Origin of the sequence: Ancylobacter crimeensis (assembly GCF_023016805.1) — a bacterium.
Classification (GTDB): Bacteria; Pseudomonadota; Alphaproteobacteria; order Rhizobiales; family Xanthobacteraceae; genus Ancylobacter; species Ancylobacter crimeensis.
In genome coordinates, this window is sequence record NZ_JALKCH010000005.1 from 343,423 (window position 1) to 365,413 (window position 21,991).

At 67.8% G+C, this 21,991-nt stretch carries 17 protein-coding genes; 9 read left to right on the forward strand and 8 right to left on the reverse strand.

From position 1 onward, the window contains the following. Nucleotides 1–80: 80 nt before the first annotated feature. The 5 genes from MWN34_RS09635 (at nt 81) to MWN34_RS09655 (ending at nt 7,603) form a co-directional block, all read left to right on the forward strand. Nucleotides 81–1,097, forward strand: coding sequence for a FecR family protein (locus tag MWN34_RS09635; protein ID WP_247028785.1), 1,017 nt, complete (start codon nt 81–83; stop codon nt 1,095–1,097). Between the two features lie 133 nt (nt 1,098–1,230). Beyond that, on the forward strand, nt 1,231–3,654 hold the full coding sequence (locus MWN34_RS09640) for a TonB-dependent siderophore receptor (RefSeq protein ID WP_247028786.1): 2,424 nt from the start codon (nt 1,231–1,233) through the stop codon (nt 3,652–3,654). Then, nucleotides 3,651–4,697 (forward strand): ABC transporter substrate-binding protein, encoded by a 1,047-nt coding sequence (locus MWN34_RS09645; RefSeq protein ID WP_247028787.1) that lies wholly within the window; start codon nt 3,651–3,653, stop codon nt 4,695–4,697. Before MWN34_RS09640 ends, MWN34_RS09645 begins: the two co-directional genes overlap by 4 nt. 8 nt (nt 4,698–4,705) lie before the next feature. Then, nucleotides 4,706–6,691: a Fe(3+)-hydroxamate ABC transporter permease FhuB gene (gene fhuB, locus MWN34_RS09650; protein WP_247028788.1), complete on the forward strand. Its 1,986-nt coding sequence runs from the start codon at nt 4,706–4,708 to the stop codon at nt 6,689–6,691. 9 nt (nt 6,692–6,700) lie between these two features. Further along, on the forward strand, nt 6,701–7,603 hold the full coding sequence (locus MWN34_RS09655) for an alpha/beta hydrolase (RefSeq protein WP_247028789.1): 903 nt from the start codon (nt 6,701–6,703) through the stop codon (nt 7,601–7,603). A 64-nt stretch (nt 7,604–7,667) separates the two neighbouring features. Here MWN34_RS09655 and MWN34_RS09660 read toward each other — a convergent pair whose 3' ends face one another. Both MWN34_RS09660 and MWN34_RS09665 read right to left on the reverse strand, forming a co-directional pair. Next, on the reverse strand, nt 7,668–9,668 hold the full coding sequence (locus MWN34_RS09660; RefSeq protein WP_247028791.1) for a MacB family efflux pump subunit: 2,001 nt from the start codon (nt 9,666–9,668) through the stop codon (nt 7,668–7,670). A 13-nt stretch (nt 9,669–9,681) separates the two neighbouring features. Then, nucleotides 9,682–10,932, reverse strand: coding sequence for an efflux RND transporter periplasmic adaptor subunit (locus MWN34_RS09665; protein ID WP_247028793.1), 1,251 nt, complete (start codon nt 10,930–10,932; stop codon nt 9,682–9,684). A 337-nt stretch (nt 10,933–11,269) separates the two neighbouring features. Here MWN34_RS09665 and MWN34_RS09670 point away from each other — a divergent pair, with 337 nt between their 5' ends. Then, on the forward strand, nt 11,270–12,526 hold the full coding sequence (locus MWN34_RS09670) for a DUF763 domain-containing protein (protein WP_247028795.1): 1,257 nt from the start codon (nt 11,270–11,272) through the stop codon (nt 12,524–12,526). Between the two features lie 8 nt (nt 12,527–12,534). On the opposite strand, the gene MWN34_RS09675 is transcribed toward MWN34_RS09670, so the two are convergent. Both MWN34_RS09675 and MWN34_RS09680 read right to left on the reverse strand, forming a co-directional pair. Then, nucleotides 12,535–12,825: a hypothetical protein gene (locus MWN34_RS09675; protein ID WP_247028797.1), complete on the reverse strand. Its 291-nt coding sequence runs from the start codon at nt 12,823–12,825 to the stop codon at nt 12,535–12,537. Nucleotides 12,826–12,843: 18 nt separating this feature from the next. Beyond that, on the reverse strand, nt 12,844–13,245 hold the full coding sequence (locus MWN34_RS09680; RefSeq protein WP_247028798.1) for a hypothetical protein: 402 nt from the start codon (nt 13,243–13,245) through the stop codon (nt 12,844–12,846). Between MWN34_RS09680 and MWN34_RS19610 the strand changes: the two genes are divergently transcribed. Beyond that, complete coding sequence (locus MWN34_RS19610) at nt 13,170–13,595, forward strand: 4-oxalocrotonate tautomerase (protein WP_281502944.1); 426 nt, start codon at nt 13,170–13,172, stop codon at nt 13,593–13,595. The genes MWN34_RS09680 and MWN34_RS19610 overlap by 76 nt on opposite strands. A gap of 179 nt (nt 13,596–13,774) precedes the next feature. On the opposite strand, the gene MWN34_RS09690 is transcribed toward MWN34_RS19610, so the two are convergent. Next, nucleotides 13,775–14,032, reverse strand: a complete 258-nt coding sequence (locus tag MWN34_RS09690; protein ID WP_247028800.1) for a hypothetical protein — start codon at nt 14,030–14,032, stop codon at nt 13,775–13,777. 199 nt (nt 14,033–14,231) lie between these two features. Here MWN34_RS09690 and MWN34_RS09695 point away from each other — a divergent pair, with 199 nt between their 5' ends. Continuing rightward, a complete protein-coding gene (locus MWN34_RS09695) occupies nt 14,232–14,540 on the forward strand; it encodes a hypothetical protein (RefSeq protein ID WP_247028801.1) in 309 nt (102 codons plus the stop codon). Nucleotides 14,541–14,600: 60 nt separating this feature from the next. Here the strand turns inward: MWN34_RS09695 and MWN34_RS09700 are convergent, their stop codons facing one another. The 3 genes from MWN34_RS09700 to MWN34_RS09710 all read right to left on the reverse strand — a co-directional run bounded on the left by MWN34_RS09700 (nt 14,601) and on the right by MWN34_RS09710 (nt 18,590). Next, complete coding sequence (locus tag MWN34_RS09700) at nt 14,601–16,937, reverse strand: Tex family protein (protein ID WP_247028802.1); 2,337 nt, start codon at nt 16,935–16,937, stop codon at nt 14,601–14,603. 98 nt (nt 16,938–17,035) lie between these two features. Continuing rightward, nucleotides 17,036–18,097, reverse strand: a complete 1,062-nt coding sequence (gene selD / locus MWN34_RS09705; protein ID WP_247028803.1) for a selenide, water dikinase SelD — start codon at nt 18,095–18,097, stop codon at nt 17,036–17,038. Between the two features lie 184 nt (nt 18,098–18,281). Beyond that, a complete protein-coding gene (locus MWN34_RS09710) occupies nt 18,282–18,590 on the reverse strand; it encodes a TlpA family protein disulfide reductase (protein WP_247028804.1) in 309 nt (102 codons plus the stop codon). A gap of 296 nt (nt 18,591–18,886) precedes the next feature. Here MWN34_RS09710 and fdnG point away from each other — a divergent pair, with 296 nt between their 5' ends. Further along, entirely contained in the window at nt 18,887–21,976 is a 3,090-nt protein-coding gene (gene fdnG, locus MWN34_RS09715) for a formate dehydrogenase-N subunit alpha (protein WP_247028806.1), read from the forward strand. The last annotated feature ends 15 nt before the right edge of the window (nt 21,977–21,991 follow it).

Sequence of the window (21,991 nt, forward strand, 5' to 3'; positions counted from 1 at the left end):
GTCTAAAAGCGCAAAAATGTCCCGCGCGGCAGTGTGGAATTTCCGTCCCCGGTTGTCTTAACCATCAGGGGCGAGGCTGGATGATGGACGAGACGGTGAAGGCGGCGCAGTGGGAGGCGATCGAGGCGGCGGCGGCCGAATGGGTCGCCCGACTGGATGGCGGCCCGCTGGATGCCGCCGAGCGCATCGCCTTCCGCGACTGGCTCGACGCCCATCCCGACCATCGCCCGGCCTTCGACGAGGTGCACAGCGCCTGGCGCAGCCTTGATCCGCTGCGCGGGCGGGGCGAGGACTGGCGCAGGGCCGGGCCGCCGGCGGCGCCCCCGGCGCGGGGCCGCGCGGTGCGTCGCGGCGCGGCGGTGCTCGGCCTGCTGGCGGTGCTGGCGTTGGGCGCGCTCGGCCTCGACAGCCTCGGCTTCGGCATTCGCGACCTCGCGATCGCATGGCGGGCCGACCACCGCACCCTGGCGGGCGAGCGCCGCCATCTCTCGCTGCCGGACGGCTCGGAGGTCGAGCTCGGACCGGACAGCGCGCTCGCGCTGCATTATTCGGCCACCGAGCGACGGGTATCGCTGCTGGCGGGCGAGGCCTATTTCGCTGCCCGGCCGGTGTCGCAGGACGAGTCGCGCGCCTTCGTGGTCGAAGCCGGCGGCGGCTCGACCACCGCGCTCGGCACCGCATTCACGGTCAATCTGGAGGATGACTGTGCCGAGGTGGTCGCCCTCGAGCACAATGTGCGCGTCGCGCTGTCGACCCCGAAGCCGGCCGCCGGCGAGGAGGTGGTGCTCGCCCCCGGCGACGCGGTGCGTTATGGCGAGGCGCGCGGCCTCGGCCGGGTCCGGCGGGTGGATGTCGCGCGCAAGACCGCGTGGCGGCGCGGGGTGCTGGTGTTCGACGAGGAGAGCCTCTCCGATGCGGTGGCGACGCTGAACCGCTATCGCACCGGCCGCATCCTCGTGCTGGGCAGCGCGCTGAAGAGCCGCGAGGTGACCGGCGTGTTCCAGGCCAGCGATCTCGGCGACGCCATCGACGCCATCGCCGGCGAACTCGGCGCCCGCCGCCGCAGCCTGCCGGGTGGGCTGACTGTGCTCTATTAGCCACAGCCCGCACCCGACCGTCAAAAAATCGTCGCGGGACGTACGGTCACGGCGCCGTGAGTTGTCTCCCCCTTCGAGAGGCGGGCGCGAGGCGCCCCGACCGGGGGATGACGAGGCGATGGCGAGCGGCAGGATGGGGATGTTTTCGGGGCGCGACGGACACACGGCGCGGCGGCGCTTCACAGGCGGGGTCGCCCTTCGGGTTCTGGCCGCGGCCCTGGTGCCGGCGGCGGCCGGCCTGTTGCCCGTCGCTCCCGCCGCCGCCCAATCGGCCCAGCAGGTCGCCTTCAACATTCCGGCGCAGGACCTGAACGGCGCGGTGCTGGCCTTCGGGCAGGCGAGCGGGGTCTCCGTGTTCTCCGACGCCAGCAAGCTGCGCGGACGCCGGTCCTCGCCGGTGGTCGGCACCATGACGGCGCAGGAAGGTCTCGGCCGGCTGCTGGCCGGGACGGGCCTCAGCTATCGCTTCACCGGCGCCAACCGCGCCACCATCGTCGACTCCTCGAGCGCGGCGACTGGCGGGGCCGGGCAGGGCGAGACGCTGGACACGGTGGATGTCGAGACGGCCGGCAACGGCACGGTCGGCTATGTCGCCACCCGCAGCACCGCCTCCACCAAGACCGACACCCCGCTCATCCAGACGCCGCAGTCGATCTCCGTGGTCACCCGCGAGGAGCTCACCGATCGCGCGGTGCAGAGCCTGATCGACGCGGTCGCCTACACCCCCGGCGTGCGCACCGGGCAGAGCGGCTACGATCCGCGCTACGATGCGTTCTCCATCCGCGGCTTCGACGTGACCTATACCGGCATCTATCGCGACGGGCTTCGCCTGCCGGGCGCCAACATGTCGGTCTTCAAGATCGAGCCCTACAATGTCGACAGCGTCACCGTGCTGCGCGGCCCGACCTCGGCGCTGTACGGCCTCGGTTCGCCCGGCGGCCTCGTCGACGTCACCTCCAAGCGCCCGGTCGACAAGGAGTTCGGCGAGATCGAGGGCAGCGTCGGCAGCTGGAACTGGTTGCAGGGCCGCTTCGATGTCGGCGGCCGCCTCGCTTCCGACGGTTCGGTGCTCTACCGCCTGACCGGCGTCGCCCGCGATTCCGGCTCGCCGAACACGCTCGGCGAAGGCGACAACGACATGTACTCCATCGCCCCGGCGGTGACGTGGCTGCCCAACGATTCGACCCGCATCACCTTCCTCGGCGAGCTGCAGAAGTCGAAGACCCCGGCCTCGCTGCCCTACTATGCCTGGACCGGCGAGGGCGACACCTTCAGCAACGGTTCGTCCGACTACAACGCCACCGACCAGGAACAGGGCCGGATCGGCTATGCGCTGGAGCACGACTTCAACGACGTCTTCACCTTCCGCCAGAACCTGCGCTACGGCGCGGCCAGCACCTATGTGCGCTACAATGGCATCTCGGAGGAGGACCCGAATGCGGGCACGGCGAGCCGCTACACCGGCTTCGTGCACGACAACATCAATTCCTTCGTGGTCGACAACCAGCTCCAGGCCAAGTTCAACACCGGCGCGATCGAGCACAAGGTCCTGGTCGGCCTCGACTATTCCTATCTGGCGCTGAATGGCGGCATCGGCTACGGCACCGCCTCCGACATCGACCTCGCCAGCGGCGCGCCGCTCGGGCCGGTCTACGACCCGCCGATGAACGCCTCGCGCTACCGCCAGAAGACGAACCAGACCGGCATCTATGTGCAGGAGCAGGCCAATATCGACCGCTGGATCGTGACCCTGACCGGCCGGCAGGACTTCGTGACCCAGCGCGACAATGATCTGCTTTCCGACACCTCGGAGAAGACGGACGACACCGCCTTCACCTACCGCGCGGGCCTGACCTACCAGTTCGACAATGGCATCGCGCCCTACGTCTCCTACTCCACCAATTTCGCGCCGAACACGGGCGTCGACGCCAACAACAACAGCTTCGATCCCACCACCTCGCGCCAGATCGAGGGCGGCGTGAAATTCGCTCCGCAGGGCTTCGACGGCTTCTTCACCGCCTCGGTGTTCCAGATCGACCAGGAGGACGGGCTCGTCACCGACGAGAACAACCCGTTCTACCAGGTGCAGACCGGCAAGGTGCGTGGGCGCGGCTTCGAACTGGAGGCGGTCGCCAATCTCGGCGCCGGGCTCAAGGTGCGCGGGGCCTATTCCTATCTCGACATCGAGAACACCGGCGGCGACCCGGAGACGGTTGGGCTGAAGCTCAGCGGCAATCCCGAGCACAGCTTCTCGGCCTGGGCGGATTACGAGTTCCAGCCGGGCACGGCGCTGGCCGGGCTCGGGATCGGCGCGGGTGTGCGCTATATCGGCTCGTCCTTCGGCAATTCGCTCAACACCATCGAGAACAGCGCGGCGACGCTGGTGGACGCCAAGATTTCCTATGAGCTGGAACATCTCGGCACCCGCTTCAAGGGCTGGAGCATGCAGCTCAACGCCACCAACCTGCTGGACGACGACTACATCACCTGCGATGCCGGCTATTGCTACAAGGGCCAGCCGCGCACCCTCGTCGCGGGCCTGAAGTACCGCTGGTGAGAACGGACGGCCTGCAGGGCGCGGCATTCGGGCCGCGCGTGCCGCCGGCCGCCTTTTCGCGGCGCCGGCTGCTGGCCGGCGGCCTTGCGGCGGCGGTCTTCGCCGCGGGGAGCCTGCCAGCGGGGGCGGTCTTCGCGGAAGAAGGCCTCGCGGCACGTTTCGCCGGGCCGGCCTCCGCGGCGCCGCCGCGTGTCGCGGTGCTGGACTACGGCCTCGCGGAAACCATGCTGGCCTTCGGCCTGCCCCCCGTCGCGCTGGCGGAGGCCGACGACTGGGAGACATGGGTGGTCGAGCCCGCCTTGCCGGAGGCCATCGTCAATCTCGGCGCGGCGCAGGAGGCCAATCTCGAACTTCTCGCCGCGCTCGCGCCGGACCTCATTCTCTCCACCCCGTGGCTCGCCCGCAGCGAGGCCCGGCTCGCCCGCATCGCCCCGGTCGAGACCTATGCGATCTATGCGCCGGGCGTGACCTCACCCTATGAGGCGAGCGTGACCCAGACCCGTCGCCTCGCGGCCCGCCTCGGCCGCGCGGCGCAGGGCGAGGCGCTGGTCGCCGCGGCCGGCGCGCAGATGGACGCCATCCGCGCCCGGCGCACCGCGCGCGCCCCGGAGCCGGCGCTGCAAGGGCCGGTGCTCCTCGTCAGCTTCCTCGATGCCCGCCATGTCCGCGTCTATGCGCCGAACGGCCTGTTCGGCGAGGTGATGGCCCGCTGCGGCGTCGCCAATGGCTGGACGGGCGAGACCAATTACTGGGGCTTTGCCGCGGTGGGCATCGAGCGGCTGGCCGAGATGAACGCCGCCCGCCTCATCGCGCTGGAGCCGGTGCCGTCCGACGCCGCCGAGGTACTGGACCGCTCTCCGCTCTGGAACAGCCTGCCCTTCGTGAAGGCCGGCCATGTGCAGCGCATTCCCGCGGCGCTGATGTTCGGCATGCTGCCCTCGGCCATGCGTTTCGCCCGGCTCCTCGACGCGGCGCTCGACGCCCCGCCCGGCAACCGGCTGGGCTGGGCCGCGCCGCGGCAGGGGATGCACGCCCATGGGTGACGCGCCCCATGGCTGAGCCCCGCCGCCTCGTGCTGCCGGCGGTGGCCGGCGGGTTGCTGCTGCTCGCCGCCGCGATGAGCCTCGCCGCGTTCGGCCGTCGCCTGCCGCTGCCGTTGGTGCCGGGCGCGCTCATGGCGCCGGACCCTGCCGACATCCGGCAGATGCTGGTCGCCTACAGCCTCGCCCCGCGCATGGCGAGCGCGCTGATGGCCGGGGCGATGCTCGGCCTTGCCGGAGCGCTTCTGCAGGCGGCCTTGCGCAACCCGCTGGCTTCGCCCTCCACGCTCGGCATCGCGGCCGGAGCCAATCTGGCGCTCTCCGTGGTCACGCTCTGGGCGCCCGGCCTGCTGGCGTTGGGACGGGAATGGGTGGCGCTGGGGGGCGGGCTCGCCGCCGCCGGGCTGGTGCTCGCGCTCGCCTGGCCGAGGCGCCTGGCTCCGCTCTCTGTGGTGCTGGCCGGCATGGTGAGCGTCGCCTGCGGGGCACTGGCGGCGCTGCTCGCTCTGTTCAAGACCCATTATCTCGCGGGTCTCTTCATCTGGGGCGGCGGTTCGCTGTCCCAGCAGGACTGGACCATCCCCGCCTTCCTCGCCCCCCGTCTCGCACTGGGCACGGGCCTTGCCGTGCTGCTGCTGCGCCCGCTCACCCTGCTCGGGCTGGACGATGCCCATGCCCGCAGCCTCGGCGTGCCGGTGGCGCTGGTCCGGCTTTGCGCGCTGGCGCTGGGCGTCGGGTTCGCGACCTCGGTGGTGAGCGTGGTGGGCGTCATCGGCTTCATCGGGCTGGCGGCGCCCGCGCTCGCCCATGCCGCCGGGGCGCGCCGTCTCGGGGAGCGCATGCTCGCCTCGGCGGTCATCGGCGCCGGGGTGCTCTGGCTCACCGACAGCACTGTGCTGCTGGCGACCGGGGAACTCGGGGAGATGGTGCCGACCGGCGCGGTTACCGCGCTGTTCGGCGCCCCGGTGCTGCTCTGGCTGCTGTCGCGGCCCCGATTGGTGGCGCTCGCCCCGCCGGAACTCGCCGAGCCCCTGCCGCGCCACGGCCGGCCCCGCCGGGTACTGGCGGGACTCGTCCTTGCGCTGCTCGCGGTAGTGGCCGCCTCGCTCATGATCGGCCGCGGGCTGGAGGGCTGGAGCCTCGACCATGGCGCCGCGCTCGACGCGCTGCTGCCCTGGCGGGGCCCGCGGGCCTTCGCCGCTCTGGCCGGCGGGGCGATGCTGGCACTGGCCGGCAGCCTGTTGCAGCGGATGACCGGCAACCCGATGGCGAGCCCGGAGGTGCTCGGCGTCAGCGCCGGTGCGGCGTTCGGGCTCATCGCCGTGCTGCTGGTGGATTCCGCGCCGGGGCGGAGCCTTCAGCTCGGCGGCGCGGCGCTGGGCGCGGCGGTGGCGCTCGCCGCTATTCTCGCTTTCGCCCGGCTCGATCGCGGAGCGCCGGAACGGGTGCTGCTGGCGGGCGTAAGCCTCGGGGCGATGTTCGACGCCCTCGTCACCGCGCTGCTGGCGAGCGGCGATCCGCGCGCGGCGCTGCTGCTCGGCTGGATGACCGGCTCGACCTATGCGGCGGAGCCGATGGATGCCGCGCTCGGCCTCGGCGTCGCCGCGCTCGGCCTCGCCAGCCTGCCGCTGCTGGGGCGCTGGCTCGACATCGTGCCGCTCGGGCCCTCGGTGGCCGGGGGGCTGGGCCTGCCGGCGCGGGTGAGCCACGGCGTCATCCTGCTGGCGGCGGCGGGCCTGAGCGCGGCGGCGACGCTGATCGTGGGTCCGCTCACCTTTGTCGGGTTGCTGGGCCCGCACCTCTCCCGCCGTCTCGGCCTCGGCCGCGCGCTGCCGGAACTGCTCGGCGCCGCACTGGCCGGCGGCCTCGTCATGGTGCTGGCCGACTGGGTGGGCCGGCTCGTCGCCTTTCCCTGGCAGATCCCCGCCGGCCTTGCCGCCACCTTCATCGGCTGCCCGGTGCTGATGCTGCTTCTGGCCCGAACCCCGTCCCGCTGAACGGCAGAGATGATGACACACGCCACCGACGCCCCCCTCGCCACCGAGGCGACCCCCGCTTTGATCGCCGACACCGTGCAGTTCGATCTCGCCTCCGCGAAGGGCGGCGAGCCCTGGCGGATCTTCCTCCATGTCCCGCGCAGCGAGCCCCCGGAGGCCGGCTGGCCGGTGCTGCATCTGTTCGACGGCAATGCGGTGATCGCCACCGCCGTCGATGCGTTGCGGATCCAGTCGGCGTGGCCCTCCGGCACGGGGGTCCATCCCGGCGTGATCGTGGCGGTCGGCTATCCGACCGACGGCGCCTATGACGGGGTGCGCCGCTCGTGGGATCTCGGGCCGCCGCCCGGCGAAACCTATCCGCCCTTCACCAAGGACGGTCCCCCCGTGCGGACCGGAGGCGCCGACGATTTCCTCGCCTTCCTCGAAGAGGAGCTCGCCCCCGAGATCGCCCGGCGGGTGAAGGTGGACCCGTTGCGGCGCGCGGTGTTCGGCCATTCCTTCGGGGGGCTGTTCGTGCTGCACGCCCTGTTCCGCCGCCCGCAGGCCTATAGCCGGCTCATTTCCGCGAGCCCGGCGATCTGGTGGGAGGGCGCCGGCATCGTGGCACGCGCGGAAGGCTTCCTTGCCGAACCCCCCGCGGGCCTCGACGCCCGGCTGCTGCTGCTGGCGGGCGAATATGAGCAGAAGCTGGCGCCGTTCCAGATCGGAGCGCAGGACGCGGAGAAACGGCAGGCAGCGTTCAAAGACAGCCGCATCGTCGACTACACCGCCGAGATGGCCGGGCGTCTGGCCGGCGTGCCGGGCCTCGCGACCTCCTATGAGCTGATCGGCGGGGAGACCCACATGTCGATCCTGCCGCAGGCGGTCAACAAGGCGGTGCGCTTCGCCTTCGGGGTCGACGGCGCCGCCTGACGACGACAGGCCGGCATCGCCTGCGCGATGCTGGCCTCATCGTCCACCTCACTGCACTGATCGGTCAGTCGCGCGCCAGCGCTGCGACGGGGTCGAGCAGGGAAGCGTTGCGGGCCGGCAGATAGCCGAAGACGAGGCCGATCACGGTCGAGCACAGCACCGCCGCGACGATCGAGACTGTGGAATAGACGAGCTGGAAACTCGCGCCGAACAGCGCGAAAGCCGCCCCGAATCCCAGCGCAAGCCCGATGCCGAGCACGCCGCCGATGAGGCAGACCAGCACCGCCTCGATGAGGAACTGCTGCAGGATGTCCGCCCGCCGCGCCCCCACGGCCATCCGAACCCCGATCTCGCCGACGCGTTCCGACACGGACACCAGCATGATGTTCATGACCCCGATGCCGCCCACGACCAGCGAAATCACGGCGATCGCGGCAATCAGCAGGGTGAGGGTTTCGGTCGTGGCGGTGATGGTCTTACGGATGTCGTCGGTGTTGATGATGAAAAAGTCTTTGGAACCATGGCGTTGTGTAAGGAACTGGGTCACCGCCTGCTCGGCGAGGTCGGTTGAGGCATCATCGGCGACGCGCACCGTGATGCTGCGCAGCGACATCGAGCCGAGGAAGCGGGCCTGCACCGTCGTATAGGGCAGGTAGACCGAGAGATTCTGGCTGGAGCCGAATCCGCCCTGCTGGGGCTGGGTGACGCCCACCACCCGGCACGGCACCTTGCCGACCAGAATGACCTGCCCGACCGGGCTGCCTGGAAGATCCGAGAACAGCGCCTTGCGGGTGTTCTCGTCGATCACGGCGTCCTGCGAGCGGTTGATGATCGCCTCGGCGTCGAAGAACCGGCCCTCCGCCAGCTTGGTGCCCTTGGCGATGAAATATTGCTCGCTGACCCCGTTCACCAGCGCGCTCGCCTCCTTTGAGCCCACCCGGACGGTGGATGAGGTCGAGACCGTCGGCGTCACCGCCGCCACATAGGGCAGCGTCGCCAGCGCATCGGCATCGGCCACGACCAGCGTGGTGATCTTGGCCGAGCGGACATCGCCGAAATCCTTGCCAGCAAAGATTTCCAGCGTATTGGTGCCGAGCCCGGAGATGTTCGCCAACACCCGCTGCCGCGAGCCTTCGCCGAGCGCCACCACGCACACGACCGAGGCGATGCCGATGATGATGCCGAGCATGGTGAGCACGGTGCGCAGCCGGTTCGCCATCATCGCCAATACCGCCATGCGGAAGGCCTCGCCCACCCGGCCGATATAGGCGCGCATCCGCTCGAAACGGCTCGGCGGAACCGTTGTGGAGGGCGCCTCGTTCTCGACTGGCGGCGATGCCTCTTCGCGGCGGCGGTCGGCGATGATCTCGCCGTCGCTGATTTCGACGATGCGCCGTGCCCGGTTCGCCACCGCCATGTCGTGAGTCACGATGATGACGGTGCGACCTTCGGCGTTCAGTTCCTCGAGAATCCTCAGCACCTCCTCGCCGCTGCGCGTATCGAGCGCGCCGGTCGGCTCGTCGGCGAGGATGACGGCGCCGTCATTCATCAGCGCGCGGGCGATGGAAACGCGCTGCTGCTGGCCGCCGGACAGCTGGCCCGGCCGGTGGCCGAGACGTTCGGCCATGCCGAGCCGTCCGAGCAGGGCGGCCGCCCGTTCGCGCCGGGCCTCCGGCGAACGGCCGGCGTAAATAGCGGGAATCTCGACATTTCCGAGCGCGGTGAGCTCGTTGAGCAGGTGATAGCGCTGGAAGATGAAGCCGAAATGCTCGCGCCGCAGCGCCGCCAACTCGTCCGGCCCGAGGGCACCGGTCTCGCTGCCGGCGACGCGATAGCTCCCCGTGCTCGGGCGGTCGAGGCAGCCGAGAATGTTCATGAGCGTGGACTTGCCGGAGCCCGACGCGCCGACGATCGCCACCATCTCGCCGGCCTCGATGGTGAGGTCGATGCCCTTGAGCACCGTGAGGACACCTTCGCCGGACGGGTAGTCGCGGCGGATGCCGGAGAGGCGGATCAGCGGTTCGCGGGGAACGGAACCGGCTGCGGTGTCTCCGCGTCGTGTCACGGCGTGCATCGGCTCAGAACCCCATGGGCGGGGGTGGCCCGCGGCGCGGTTCCGTGCTCGCGGCCGCCTGCCCGGCAACCGCTGCGCCGATCACCACGCGTTCGCCTTCGGAAAGCCCCGAGCGGATTTCCGCGGTCACCTTGTTGTTCAGGCCGACCTCGACCGGGCGGACGCTGACCTGCCCGTTGCCGTCGAGCACTCGCACGACGACCTTGCCGTCGGCTCGCGTGTCGAGGGCCGGGGAGGGAACGACGAGCACGCCCTGCGCGGCGCCGAGCACGATGTGGACCTCCGCCGTCATGTAGGTGCGCAGCGTGCCGTTCGGGTTTGGAACGGTGAAGATGCCGTTGTAGTAGATGGCCTCCGAGCTCGATGAACTGGAGGACGAACTGGAGCTCGAACTCGTGGTCGAGGACGAGAAGCTGGAATCGCTGCGGATCGATTCCGGTGCGGGCTCGATAGCCTGGAGCGTCGCCTCGATGCGCTTGGTGGCATCGCCGAGAATGGTGAAATAGACCTTCTGACCCGGCTTCACATGCACCACGTCGGCTTCCGAAATCTCCGCGCGCACGATCATCGTGTCGAGTTCGCCGAGGATCATGATGGTCGGGGTCGACTGGTTGGCATTGACCGTCTGGCCTTCCTGGCTGGTCACGGCAAGCACCGTGCCGTCGATCGGCGCGGTGATGCGGGTGTAACCGAGATTGGCCCTTGCGGTCGCGACCGCGACCTCGGCTTCGGCGATCTGGGCGTCCAGCGCAGCGATCTGGGCACGGGTCACCGCCACATTCGCGACCGCGGTGTCGTAATCGGTACGCGAGACCGCGTTCTTTTCCACCATCTGGCTCTGCCGCTCCAGCGTGGCCACGTTGAGTGTGAGGGTGGCCTGCTTCTCGGTTTGCTGGGCCCGGACATTGGCGAGCGAGGCTTCCGCAGTCTTGAGGTCGTTCGATTGGGTGGTCGAATCGATTTCGGCCAGCAGGTCGCCGCTCTTCACGGTATCGCCGACCGCGAACTTCACCGCGGTGATGCGCCCGGAGACCTGTGCGCCGACGGCGACGAGCTTGACCGGCTTCAGCGTGCCGGTGGCGAGCACGGTCTGTTCGACATTGCCGCGTCCGACCACCGCCGTGAGGTAGGATGGCGCAGCGGGGCGTGCATAGCGCTTATATCCATACCAGCCGCCGGCGGCGAGGGCTGCGAGAAGGATGAGGAGGACGATGCGCCGGCCGGTTCGGCGCGGGAGCGTGGCAGTTCCGTTCATTGCGTTCCGTAACGTTGCGCAAGGGCCTTCATGGCCGAAGGAGGAGCCGGGCCGGCGCCCGGCGGAAGACAGTCGCTTCGCATTTGCGAAGCCAATCGACGCGAGATGTAACGGTAATCCGTCTTTGTTGCAGCCATAGCTCGCAACATTTCTGAAGATTGCCGGGGTGAAAAATGCGACGGAATCGACGAGCAACCGCTCCGAAGAGCAGAAGGCCGCGTTTCTCCTTTTTTCTGTGACCAAGACTTCGGCTTCAATTCTATGCCGGAACGCGATATGTTCCCGATTTGATCGCGGATGCGGATTTTGCGCCGCGATGAGGAAGACAGGTCCGGTCATGGCGAAACGCAGCGGCAGCGCGGATCTTCCGCTCCATGGCGGCCGGGTGCCGGCCTGGTTGGGCGACCGGATGACCCGACTCGGCACCGTGATCACGCAGGCCATCATCCAGCATTACGGACGCGACGAATTCCTGCGCCGCCTCGCCAACCCTTTCTGGTTCCAGTCCTTCGGCGCGGTGATGGGGATGGACTGGCACTCCTCCGGCATCACCACCAGCGTGCTCGGCGCATTGAAGCGCGGACTGGCACCGCTGTCGGGCGAACTCGGCCTGACCCTATGCGGCGGCCGCGGCAGGCACTCCCGCCGCACGCCGGACGAACTCGTTGCGGTGGGCGAGCGTGTCGGGCTCGACGGCGGTGCGCTTGCCCATGCCAGCCGGTTGGTCGCCAAGGTGGACAGCGCCGCGGTTCAGGACGGGTTCGATCTCTATCTGCACGGTTTCATCATCGCCGATGACGGCGCCTGGGTCGTGGTGCAGCAGGGCATGAATGAGGAGCGGCGGCAGGCGCGGCGCTACCACTGGCAGTCCGAAGGGCTGAAGAGCTTCCTCGACGATCCGCACAGCGGCATAGATGGTGCCTCGCGCGGCGATATCATCAATCTCGCGGATCGCCGTGCGCGTTCCTCGCGGAACGGGCAGCTCTCTCTGCTGTCTGATCTCGGGCCGGACGGGATCGCGCGCGAATGGGGGGCGCTCGCCCGGCAGGCGCCGAACACCGCGCCGGAGCCGGAGGAAGCGCCGCAGCTCCTGCTGCCTCATCTCGTCATGCCGGCGCGCCACGAGGTGCGGGCCGAGGATATGGTGCCGCGCCGGCTCCACGCTGCGCTTGCCGCGGCGGCCGAACGGGGGCCGAAAGACTTCGCCGAGCTGCTGCTGGTGCCCGGTGTCGGAGCACGGACGGTCGAGGCGCTGGCGCTGGTGGCCGAGGTGGTGCATGGCGCGCCGTGCCGGTTCAGTGACCCGGCGCGATTCTCCTACGCCCATGGCGGCAAGGACCGGCATCCCTTCCCGGTGCCGCTGAAGGTCTATGACGAGACTATCCGGGTCATGGGAGCGGCGGTTGCCAAGGCGAGGCTCGGTCGCGAGGAAGAACTGGCCGCACTGCAGCGACTGGACCGCGAGGCCCGCCGCATCGAAGGGCTTGCCGGCGGGCGGAGCTGGGACGACATCGTCGCGGACGAGCGCGCCCGCTCGCCCGGCTATGGCGGACGCAGCGTGTTCGGATGGGAAGGCCACGCCGCCGGGTCATGAGACCGTGCTCAGGAGCGCGTCCTGCCGGCGGCGTGAATCCTGGAGGTCAGGCTGGCGAAATCGAAATCGCCATCGGTGCTGTCCATCGCGGCGCGCAGGAATCGGATGGGAAACTGCACCGCCTCGCAATTCGCCGGACTGAGCACCGACCCGTTGGCCCGGCTCGGTGCCGCCCGTTCCGCGGTGTCGAGCACGGCGGCGATCTCTTCGTTCGAAAGCACACCCTTGCGCCGCAATGCGTCCATGAGGGCGGTAAGCACCACGATAAGGCCTTCGAGCTGCAGATTGGCGGTGTTCATGGAAGCTCCTTCCGGCGTTCAGCGAACCCTGCGCGTGCCCGCGACAAGCGCAAGGGCGGCGATGATGCAGGTCGCGATGATCGTCCTTTTTGCCGGCGCTGTCCCGTCCGCCTCGGACGCCGGTCGCAGGGCATGATCGACCCCCGTCCCGAGCGCGGAGAGGATCGCGGCATCGATGACGGGATGGAAACGCAATGGTCGCCCTGCATGACGCTGCCAGCGCTCCACAAGAGCCATCCACAGCGTCGTCACGGCCTGTCGGTTGGCAAAGCCGAGCGCGGCTTGGAGTGTCTCGCCATAGCGCCGGTGGGCGGGTCGCAGGACGCGTGTTCGGCCGGTAGCGGATGTCGCGAGCAGGCACGCCGCGACTGCGCTCGCGGCCAGTCCCGAAAGGAGGATGCGGGTGGAGCAGGAGGGCATCGGTGGCCTCCGATAATGAGCAATGGGCGGCATGTGCACAGGCAGTCCGACAATCACGCGGGCGGCGTACGTGTTCGCGATCCCACTGCCGCTCTCGACGCATTGGATCGAATGGGCGATACCGACGCTCCAGTCCTTTTCAGCGAGAGAGTGCCATGCCGTCGATCCGTGTCGAACTTCTTCCGGGCCGCACCAATGACCAGAAGCGGGCCTTCGCGGAGGCCGTGACGCGCGAGAGCGTGCGCATCCTCAATTGCGTGCCCGAAGATGTGGAGATCATCTACACCGAAGTGTCGCGCGACGATTGGGCGGTGGCCGGAAAGCTGCTGAGCGATCCCAAGGGCGATTGATCCGTAGCGCTGGCAACAAGAAGCCCCGGCATAGGCGATGTTGGGGCATAGAGCTGGAGGTTCGGGCGGACCGCTTGGGGTTTTCCGGCGCTGCCTCAGGGCGTTGGCGGCTGAACGTGTCCGACACATGAAAATGGCGCCCGTTGCATCGCACCGGGCGCCATTTTCTCGAGCTTACGTCAGTTGGTGACGGCGCGCTTCAGCTTCTGGCCCGGGCTGTTCTTGCCCTTGTAGAGATTGTGGGTCAGCGGCTCGTAGACGGGACGGTGAGCGTTCTTGCGCACCTGCTCCTTGCGGATCTGCTCATGCGTCTTCAGCTGGGCATTGCGGTTGCTGGTGCCGAACTTCTTGAGTTCAGGGGACTGCGCATAGGCAGCCGGCACCGCAACCGAAAGCGCGACGGCGGCAGCGAGGGCGGTGATGAGGTGGCGCTTCATGAAATCCTCCGGTCATTCGACACTGCGGGTCGGCTGACCCCGCGTTCATAGCCATTCAACGCCCGTTGGAGGTTTCCGGTTCCCGTCGAATCCGCCGACTTCCGCTGGGGCATGAACGAGGGACATCGCTCGTGGAGTGGAACGTTCGCAACCGGCGCGGGCTTATTCCGGCGACATCTCAAAGCTGAAGGACAGTCCCATGCGCGATCCCCGTCTGCTCGACCAGAACCCCGTCGTGGTCGATCCCGCCAATGTCGATGCGGTGCTCGACGACCGCCCGACGCCCGTCACCAGCCCGAAGGATCCGCCGCTCGCCGAGGTCGACGATAAGGATGTCGATGCCTCGGACAAGGCCGACGCCGAGGCCCAGAACGAGGAAAGCGATGTGCCGGCAGGCGAGGGCAGGCCGGTCGCGGATGTGGCGCGCGAGGATGCCATGCTGATCGACGTGCGGCCCGACGAGCCGGAGCTCGATCTACCGGTCGAGGACGACGACAAGCTGGCGTAACGACCAGCGTCCTGTATGAGAGCGAAGGCCCGGCGCATTGCCGGGCCTTTTTGCGGGCCTCTATTTGCCGCGTTTCATCGCTTCCGCCAAAGCGGCGGCCAGCGCGCCGGAAGGGCCGGCATTGCGTGCCGTGTCCGGTTGCCGGGGCACGCGGGCCGCTCCCTTTGGCGATGTCCGGTCTTGCTGGGGGCCGGCGTCGCGCGTCTGTGCCGCGCCATCCTTGCGCATGGACAGGCTGATGCGCTTGCGCGGCACATCCACCTCCAGCACCCGGACCTTCACCACGGCGCCGGCCTTGACCACCTCATGGGCATCCTTGATGAAGCGGTCGGCAAGCTGGGAGACGTGGACCAGACCGTCCTGATGCACGCCGATATCGACAAAGGCACCGAAGGCCGCGACGTTGGTGACGGTGCCTTCCAGCAGCATGCCGGGCTTCAGCTGCTTGATATCGTGAACCTCGTCGTTGAAGGTCGCGGTGCGGAATTCCGGCCGTGGGTCGCGGCCCGGCTTTTCCAGCTCGGCGATGATGTCGCGCACCGTGGGCAGGCCGAAGGTGTCGTCCACGAAGACGCGCGGGTCGAGCGCCTTGAGCGCCGCGCTGTCGCCCATGAGGGTGCGCACGTCCCGCCCGCAGGCGGCGACGATCCGCGCCGCGACGCCGTAGGCCTCCGGGTGAACGGAGGAGGCGTCGAGCGGCTCCTTGCCGTTCGGAATGCGCAGGAAGCCGGCGCATTGCTCGAACGTCTTGGGGCCGAGCCGGGCGACCTTGAGCAGTTCCCTGCGGGAGCGGAATGGCCCGTTGGCGTCGCGATGGGCGATCACGGCCTCGGCCAGTGACGAGCCAAGCCCGGAGACACGCGCGAGCAGCGAGGCCGAGGCGGTGTTGAGGTCGACACCCACCGCATTCACCGCATCCTCGACCACGGCGTCCAGGGCGCGGGCGAGGCGGTACTGGTCGACATCGTGCTGGTACTGGCCGACGCCGATCGACTTGGGGTCGATCTTCACCAGTTCGGCCAGCGGGTCCTGCAGCCGGCGGGCGATGGAAACCGCGCCGCGCAGCGACACGTCGAGGTCGGGAAACTCGTTGGCTGCCGTCTGCGAGGCGGAATAGACCGACGCGCCGGCCTCCGAGACCACGACCTTCATGGGACGCTTTTCCGCCGGCATCTCGGCGAGGAGGTCGGCCACCAGCCGATCGGTCTCGCGGCTGGCCGTACCGTTGCCGATGGCGATGAGCTCCACCTTGTGCCGGACGATGAGAGAGGCCAACTCGGCCTGTGCCCCTCGCACGTCATTCTTCGGTTGGAACGGGTAAACGGTGGAGGTGCCGAGCAACTTGCCCGTGCCGTCCACCACCGCGACTTTCACGCCGGTGCGGATGCCGGGATCGAGCCCCATGGTGCAGCGCGAACCGGCTGGCGAGGCAAGCAGCAGGTCCTTGAGGTTGCGGGCGAAAACGCGGATGGCTTCCTCCTCGGCACGCTCGCGCGCCTCGGTCATCAAGTCTATGGAGAGGTTGAGCGACAGCCGAACCCGCCACGCCCAGCGCGCCACCTCCGCCAGCCACTGGCTGCCCGGCTTTCCGTCCGCCGCGATCTGCAGGGCGTTCCCGATCATGCGCTCCACCGGCTTGAGCGGGGAGGCGTCGTCGGCATCGACGTCGAGCGAGAGGTCCAGCACCTCCTCATTGCGCCCGCGCAGCATGGCGAGAACACGGTGGCCGGGGGCGCTGGACCACCGCTCGGTGTGGTCGAAATAATCGGCGAATTTGGCACCGGCCTCCTGCTTGCCATCCACCACCTTCGCTCGGAGCATCGCCTTCTCGCGCATATGGGTGCGCAGCGAACCGAGCAGGTCGGCATTCTCGGAGAGGCTTTCAACCAAGATGTCGCGGGCGCCCTCGAGCGCGGCCTTCACATCCACGACCTCGCCGGTGACGAACGGAGCCGCAAGTTCGGCTGGAACCTTGCCGCGATCGGCGAGGATGGCCTCGGCCAGCGGGCCGAGCCCGCGTTCGCGGGCGATCTCGGCGCGCGTGCGGCGCTTCGGCTTGTAGGGCAGGTAGATGTCTTCGAGCTCCGCCTTGGTCGTCACCGTCGCGAGGCGGCCTTCGAGCTCGTCGGTGAGCTTTCCCTGGGTGCGGATCGACTCGATCACCGCCGTCCGCCGCGCCTCAAGCTCGCGCAGATAGGAGAGCCGCTCCTCCAGCGTGCGCAATTGGGTGTCGTCGAGGCCGCCGGTCACCTCCTTGCGGTAGCGCGCGATGAAGGGAATGGTCGCTCCGCCGTCGATCAGCTCTACCGCCGCGGACACCTGCGGCGGACGCGCCCCGATCTCCTCTGCGATGAGGCGGGCGATCTGGATGTTCTGGGCGGGGGTGGTCGCGGCCATTCCGGTCTCGTCGGTTCGTCACGGGGCGCGAAGTCTAGGTGCGGCAGCGCTGCCTGCCAATGGTCGGCTCCAGCTTGTGGATGAACGCTGCTGCGGACCTAAAGAACCCGCAGGACGGGCTCGCCCGCAGCCGCCCGGCCGATGATTGCGGCGGCGGGATAACCCTCGGCGATCATCCGGGCGACAAGCCCGGATGCCGCTTCCGGCGCACAGGCCACGAGAAGGCCGCCCGACGTCTGGGGGTCAGTCAGTACATGGCGGGCCGCGTCCGGCAGGCCCTCCGGCAGAACGACGCCCTCGCCATAGCTCGCCCAGTTTCGGTGCGACGCGCCGGTGACGTAGCCGGCTTCCGCGAGTTCTCCGGCGTGGGCGAGCAGCGGTAGCCGGTCGCGCTCGATCTCGATCGTCAGCTCCGAGCCGCGCGCCATTTCGAGCCCGTGGCCGAGGATGCCGAAGCCGGTCACATCTGTGATGGCGTGCACGGCCGGATCGCCGCCGAGCACCGTGCCGATGCGGTTGAGCAGCGTCATGCTGGCCACCATCTCGGCATAGGCCGGTGGCGACAGCGCCTCCTTCTTGAAGGCCGCGGAGTAGATTCCGACGCCGAGCGGCTTGGTAAGGATCAGCGCATCGCCCGGACGGGCATCGGCATTGCGGCGGATGGCGCTGCGCTTCGCTGTTCCGATCACCGCAAGGCCGTAGATCGGCTCGGGCGAATCGATCGAATGGCCGCCTGCCACAGGGATCCCCGCCTCGCCCGCCACGCTGGCGCCGCCCTTGAGGATCTCGCGCACCATCTCGATCGGGATCTTGCCGAGCGGCATGCCGAGGATGGCGAGGGCGAGGATGGGCCTGCCGCCCATCGCATAGACATCCGAGATGGCGTTGGTCGCCGCGATCCGGCCGAAGGTGAAGGGGTCGTCCACCATCGGCATGAAGAAATCGGTGGTGGCGATGATGCAGGTCTCGTCGTCGAGCGCCCAGACCGCCGCATCGTCTCCGGTTTCGGTGCCGACGAGAAGATTGGCGAACGGTCCCGCAGCGGGCTGATCGGACAGGAGGTCGCGCAGCACGGCGGGCGCAAGCTTGCAGCCGCAGCCGCCGCCATGGGCCAGGCTGGTGAGGCGCAGAGGTGGGGTGGCGGTCGGGGTGTCGAGCATGGCAGGTCCTCGGGGGTGCGTCGGCCGGATGCGGGGTGACGGGCAGGAAGCGAGTGCTGCGGCAGCGGCAGGCGACGTCCAGTCGACAGGATCATCAACGACCCGCGCATTTCGGCCGGTGCCGTCGCTGCCGAAGCTGGTGCGCGGCGTGTCGAAGCCCCAGGCACGGAATGCCACGCGGTTTTCATCGACGAGAATCGGAAAGTCTACGGGAGCGGCGTGGTAAAGATGGGCTCGCCGGTTCCTCCCCGCATGGCGCACACCAGGTGGCGAAGAAATGCACGATCACCGCGCGGTCGTGCAACGCGTCGAAACGGTATTCGACACCATCGAGATCCCGCGGTGAAAGAGCAGGTGCCTGGGATCCGCCCAATGAAGAGGCGCACGCGCCGGGCGGCGCGAGCATCAGAAACAGCGTCACTGCCGGCAGCAAGGCGTGAGCAGCGATGCGATCCTTCGAGCCCCGGCACGCGGGAGCGACGATCTCGTTCACTATGACGTGCACTTTGCCGTCTCGGCATCAGCATCGTCAACCGATCGGCAGGCTCGGGCGGCTCACATGACGTTGAGGATATTACGTAAAGTCATAACGTTATTTTCGGTGAGGAATAACGAATTTCACTTCGCCTGAAACGCGTTCGAAACGGCTTCAATCTCAAGCGCTTGTGTTGAGTGCTCGACCTTTTGCCTGTTTGACATTGGACAAGGTCAAAAATAGCTTTGGAACCGATCGTACCCCGTCGGGGTCAATCCTGCGGCGACTCGAGAGCTGGTCGGGAGGGACTTGAGATGAACATGGAGCTGTCGCGGCGCGCGTTCTTGCGAACGGCGGGTGCGGGGCTCGCGGGGACCACGTTGGGAGCCATGGGCTTCGGCGCGGTCGAGGAGGCGATGGCGGCGGCCATCCGGCCCTTCAAGCTCGCGAACACCACGGAGACACGCAACACCTGCACCTATTGCTCGGTGGCCTGCGGGATCATCCTTTATTCGAAGGGCGATCTCAGGAAGGGCGAGCGTGCGGAGATCACCCATGTCGAGGGTGACAGCGATCACCCGACCAATCGCGGCACCCTGTGCCCCAAGGGTGCGGCGCTGCTGGATATCATCCATTCGAAGAGCCGCCTCCAGTTCCCGATGCTGCGCAAGGCTGGCTCCGACCGGTTCGAGCGGGTCTCATGGGACGAGGCGCTCGACAAGATCGCCCGGGCCATGAAGGATGATCGCGATGCCAATTTTATCGCGACCAACAAGGACGGCGTGACGGTGAACCGGTGGACCACCACCGGCTTCCTCGCTGCCTCCGCGACCACCAACGAAACCGCGTGGTGCACCTATAAGGTGGTGCGCTCGATGGGAATTGTAGCGTTCGACAATCAGGCACGCGTCTGACACGGCCCGACGGTGGCGAGTCTCGCCCCAACATTTGGCCGTGGCGCTATGACGAACGCCTGGACGGACATCAAGAATACCGACCTTGTCGTGATCATGGGCGGCAATGCGGCGGAAGCTCATCCGTGCGGCTTCAAATGGGTCACCGAGGCGAAGGCCAATCGCGGTGCGAAGCTGATCGTCGTCGATCCGCGCTACACGCGCTCGGCATCGGTGTCGGACTATTACGCACCGATCCGGCAGGGTTCGGACATCGCCTTCCTGATGGGCGTCATCAATTACTGCATCCAGAACGACAAGGTGCAGTGGGACTATGTCAAGGCGTTCACCAACGCCGCCTACGTCGTGAAGGACGGCTTTGCCTACAAGGACGGCTTGTTCACCGGCTATGACGAGACCAAGCGCGACTACGATCGGTCGAGCTGGGACTACGTTATCGGCGAGGACGGTTATGCAGTGGTGGACGACACCCTGCAGAATCCGCGCTGCGTGTGGAACCTGCTGAAGGAGCACGTCTCGGTCTACACGCCCGAGATGGTGAACCGCATCTGCGGCACCCCGAAGGACAAGTTCCTGAAGGTGTGCGAGATGGTGGCCGAGTGTTCGTCCAAGACCAAGACCATGACCTCGATGTACGCGCTTGGCTGGACGCAGCATTCAAAGGGTGCGCAGAACATCCGCGGCATGGCCATGCTCCAGCTCATCCTGGGCAATATCGGCGTGCGCGGCGGCGGCATGAATGCGCTGCGCGGACATTCCAACATCCAGGGGCTCACCGACCTCGGCCTCATGTCGAACCTTATCCCGGGCTATCTCAATATCCCGACCGAAAAGGAGAAGGACTTCGCCACCTACATGTCGACCCGCGGCTTCAAGCCGTTGCGGCCGAACCAGATGAGCTACTGGCAGAACTACAAGAAGTTCTTCGTCAGCTTCCAGAAGGCGATGTGGGGCAAGGCGGCGACCCTCGAGAACGACTGGAGCTATAGCTGGCTCCCGAAGCTCGACGTGCCTTCCTACGACATCCTCCGCGCCTTCGAGATGATGAAGAACGGGCAGATGAACCTCTATTTCTGCCAGGGGTTCAATCCGCTGCAGGCGGTGCCGAACAAGGCCAAGCTCGCCGAGGCGCTCGGCAAGCTGAAGCTGCTCGTCATCATGGACCCGCTGGAGACCGAGACCGCCCGGTTCTGGGAGAACCACGGCGTCTACAATCCGGCGGACCCCTCCGCGATCAAGACCGAGGTGCTTCAGCTTCCCACTACATGCTTCGCCGAGGACGAGGGCTCGCTCGTCAATTCGGGGCGCTGGCTGCAGTGGCATTGGCCGGGCGGTTCGCCTCCCGGCGAAGCCAAGACTGACAGTGCGATCATGGCAGGCGTCTTCCTGCGCCTGCGCGATCTCTATGCGAAGGAAGGTGGCGCCTTCCCGGATCCCATCGTCAATCTCGACTGGCGCTATGCGGACCCGAAGGAGCCGAAGGCGGAGGAACTGGCGAAGGAGATGAACGGATACGTCATTTCCGACGTGATGGATCCTGCCGATCCGACAAAGAAGGTGCTGGAGGCCGGCAAGCAGCTCGCGAGCTTCGGCCTGCTGCGCGACGACGGCACAACGGCCTCGGGCTGCTGGATCTTCACCGGTTGCTTCACCGAGGCCGGGAACATGATGGCGCGACGGGACAATTCCGACCCCGACGATACCGGCATGTATCTGAAGTGGTCGTTTGCCTGGCCGGCGAACCGGCGCATCCTCTACAACCGCGCTTCGTGCGACATCGACGGCAAGCCGTGGGATCCCTCGCGCAAGCTGATCGAATGGGACGGCGCGAAATGGGCCGGCTATGACGTGCCGGATATCGCGCCGACCGCCAAGCCGCATGATGTCGGGCCGTTCATCATGAACCCGGAGGGCGTTTCGCGCCTGTTTACCCGAGGCATGATGCGGGACGGGCCATTCCCCGCGCATTACGAGCCGTTCGAAAGCCCGGTGGTGAATGTCGTTGCCCCGAAGATCAAGGGCAACCCTGTCGCGCGCGTGTTCAAGGATGATCTCAGCCAGTTCGCCGAGACCGCGTCGCCTGAATTCCCCTATGCCGCGACCTCCTATCGTCTGACGGAGCATTTCCACTACTGGACCAAGAACAATCACGTGAACGCGGTCCTTCAGCCGGAGTCCTTCGTCGAACTTTCGGAGGAGCTGGCGAAGGAGAAGTCGATCACCAATGGCGGCTGGGTGCGGGTCTGGTCAAAGCGCGGCTCGCTCTACGCCAAGGCCATGGTGACGAAGCGCATCCGTCCGCTCACCTGCGACGGCAAGACGATCCATGTGGTTGGCATCCCGATCCACTGGGGCTTCATCGGCGCCGCGCGCAAGGGCTTCCCCGCCAATGTGCTGACCCCCTTCGTGGGTGACGCCAATATCGAGACGCCGGAGTTCAAGGCCTTCCTCGTGAACCTTGAAGCGTCCAGCGGACCGGCAACGAGTTGAGGGAGGCGGAGAACC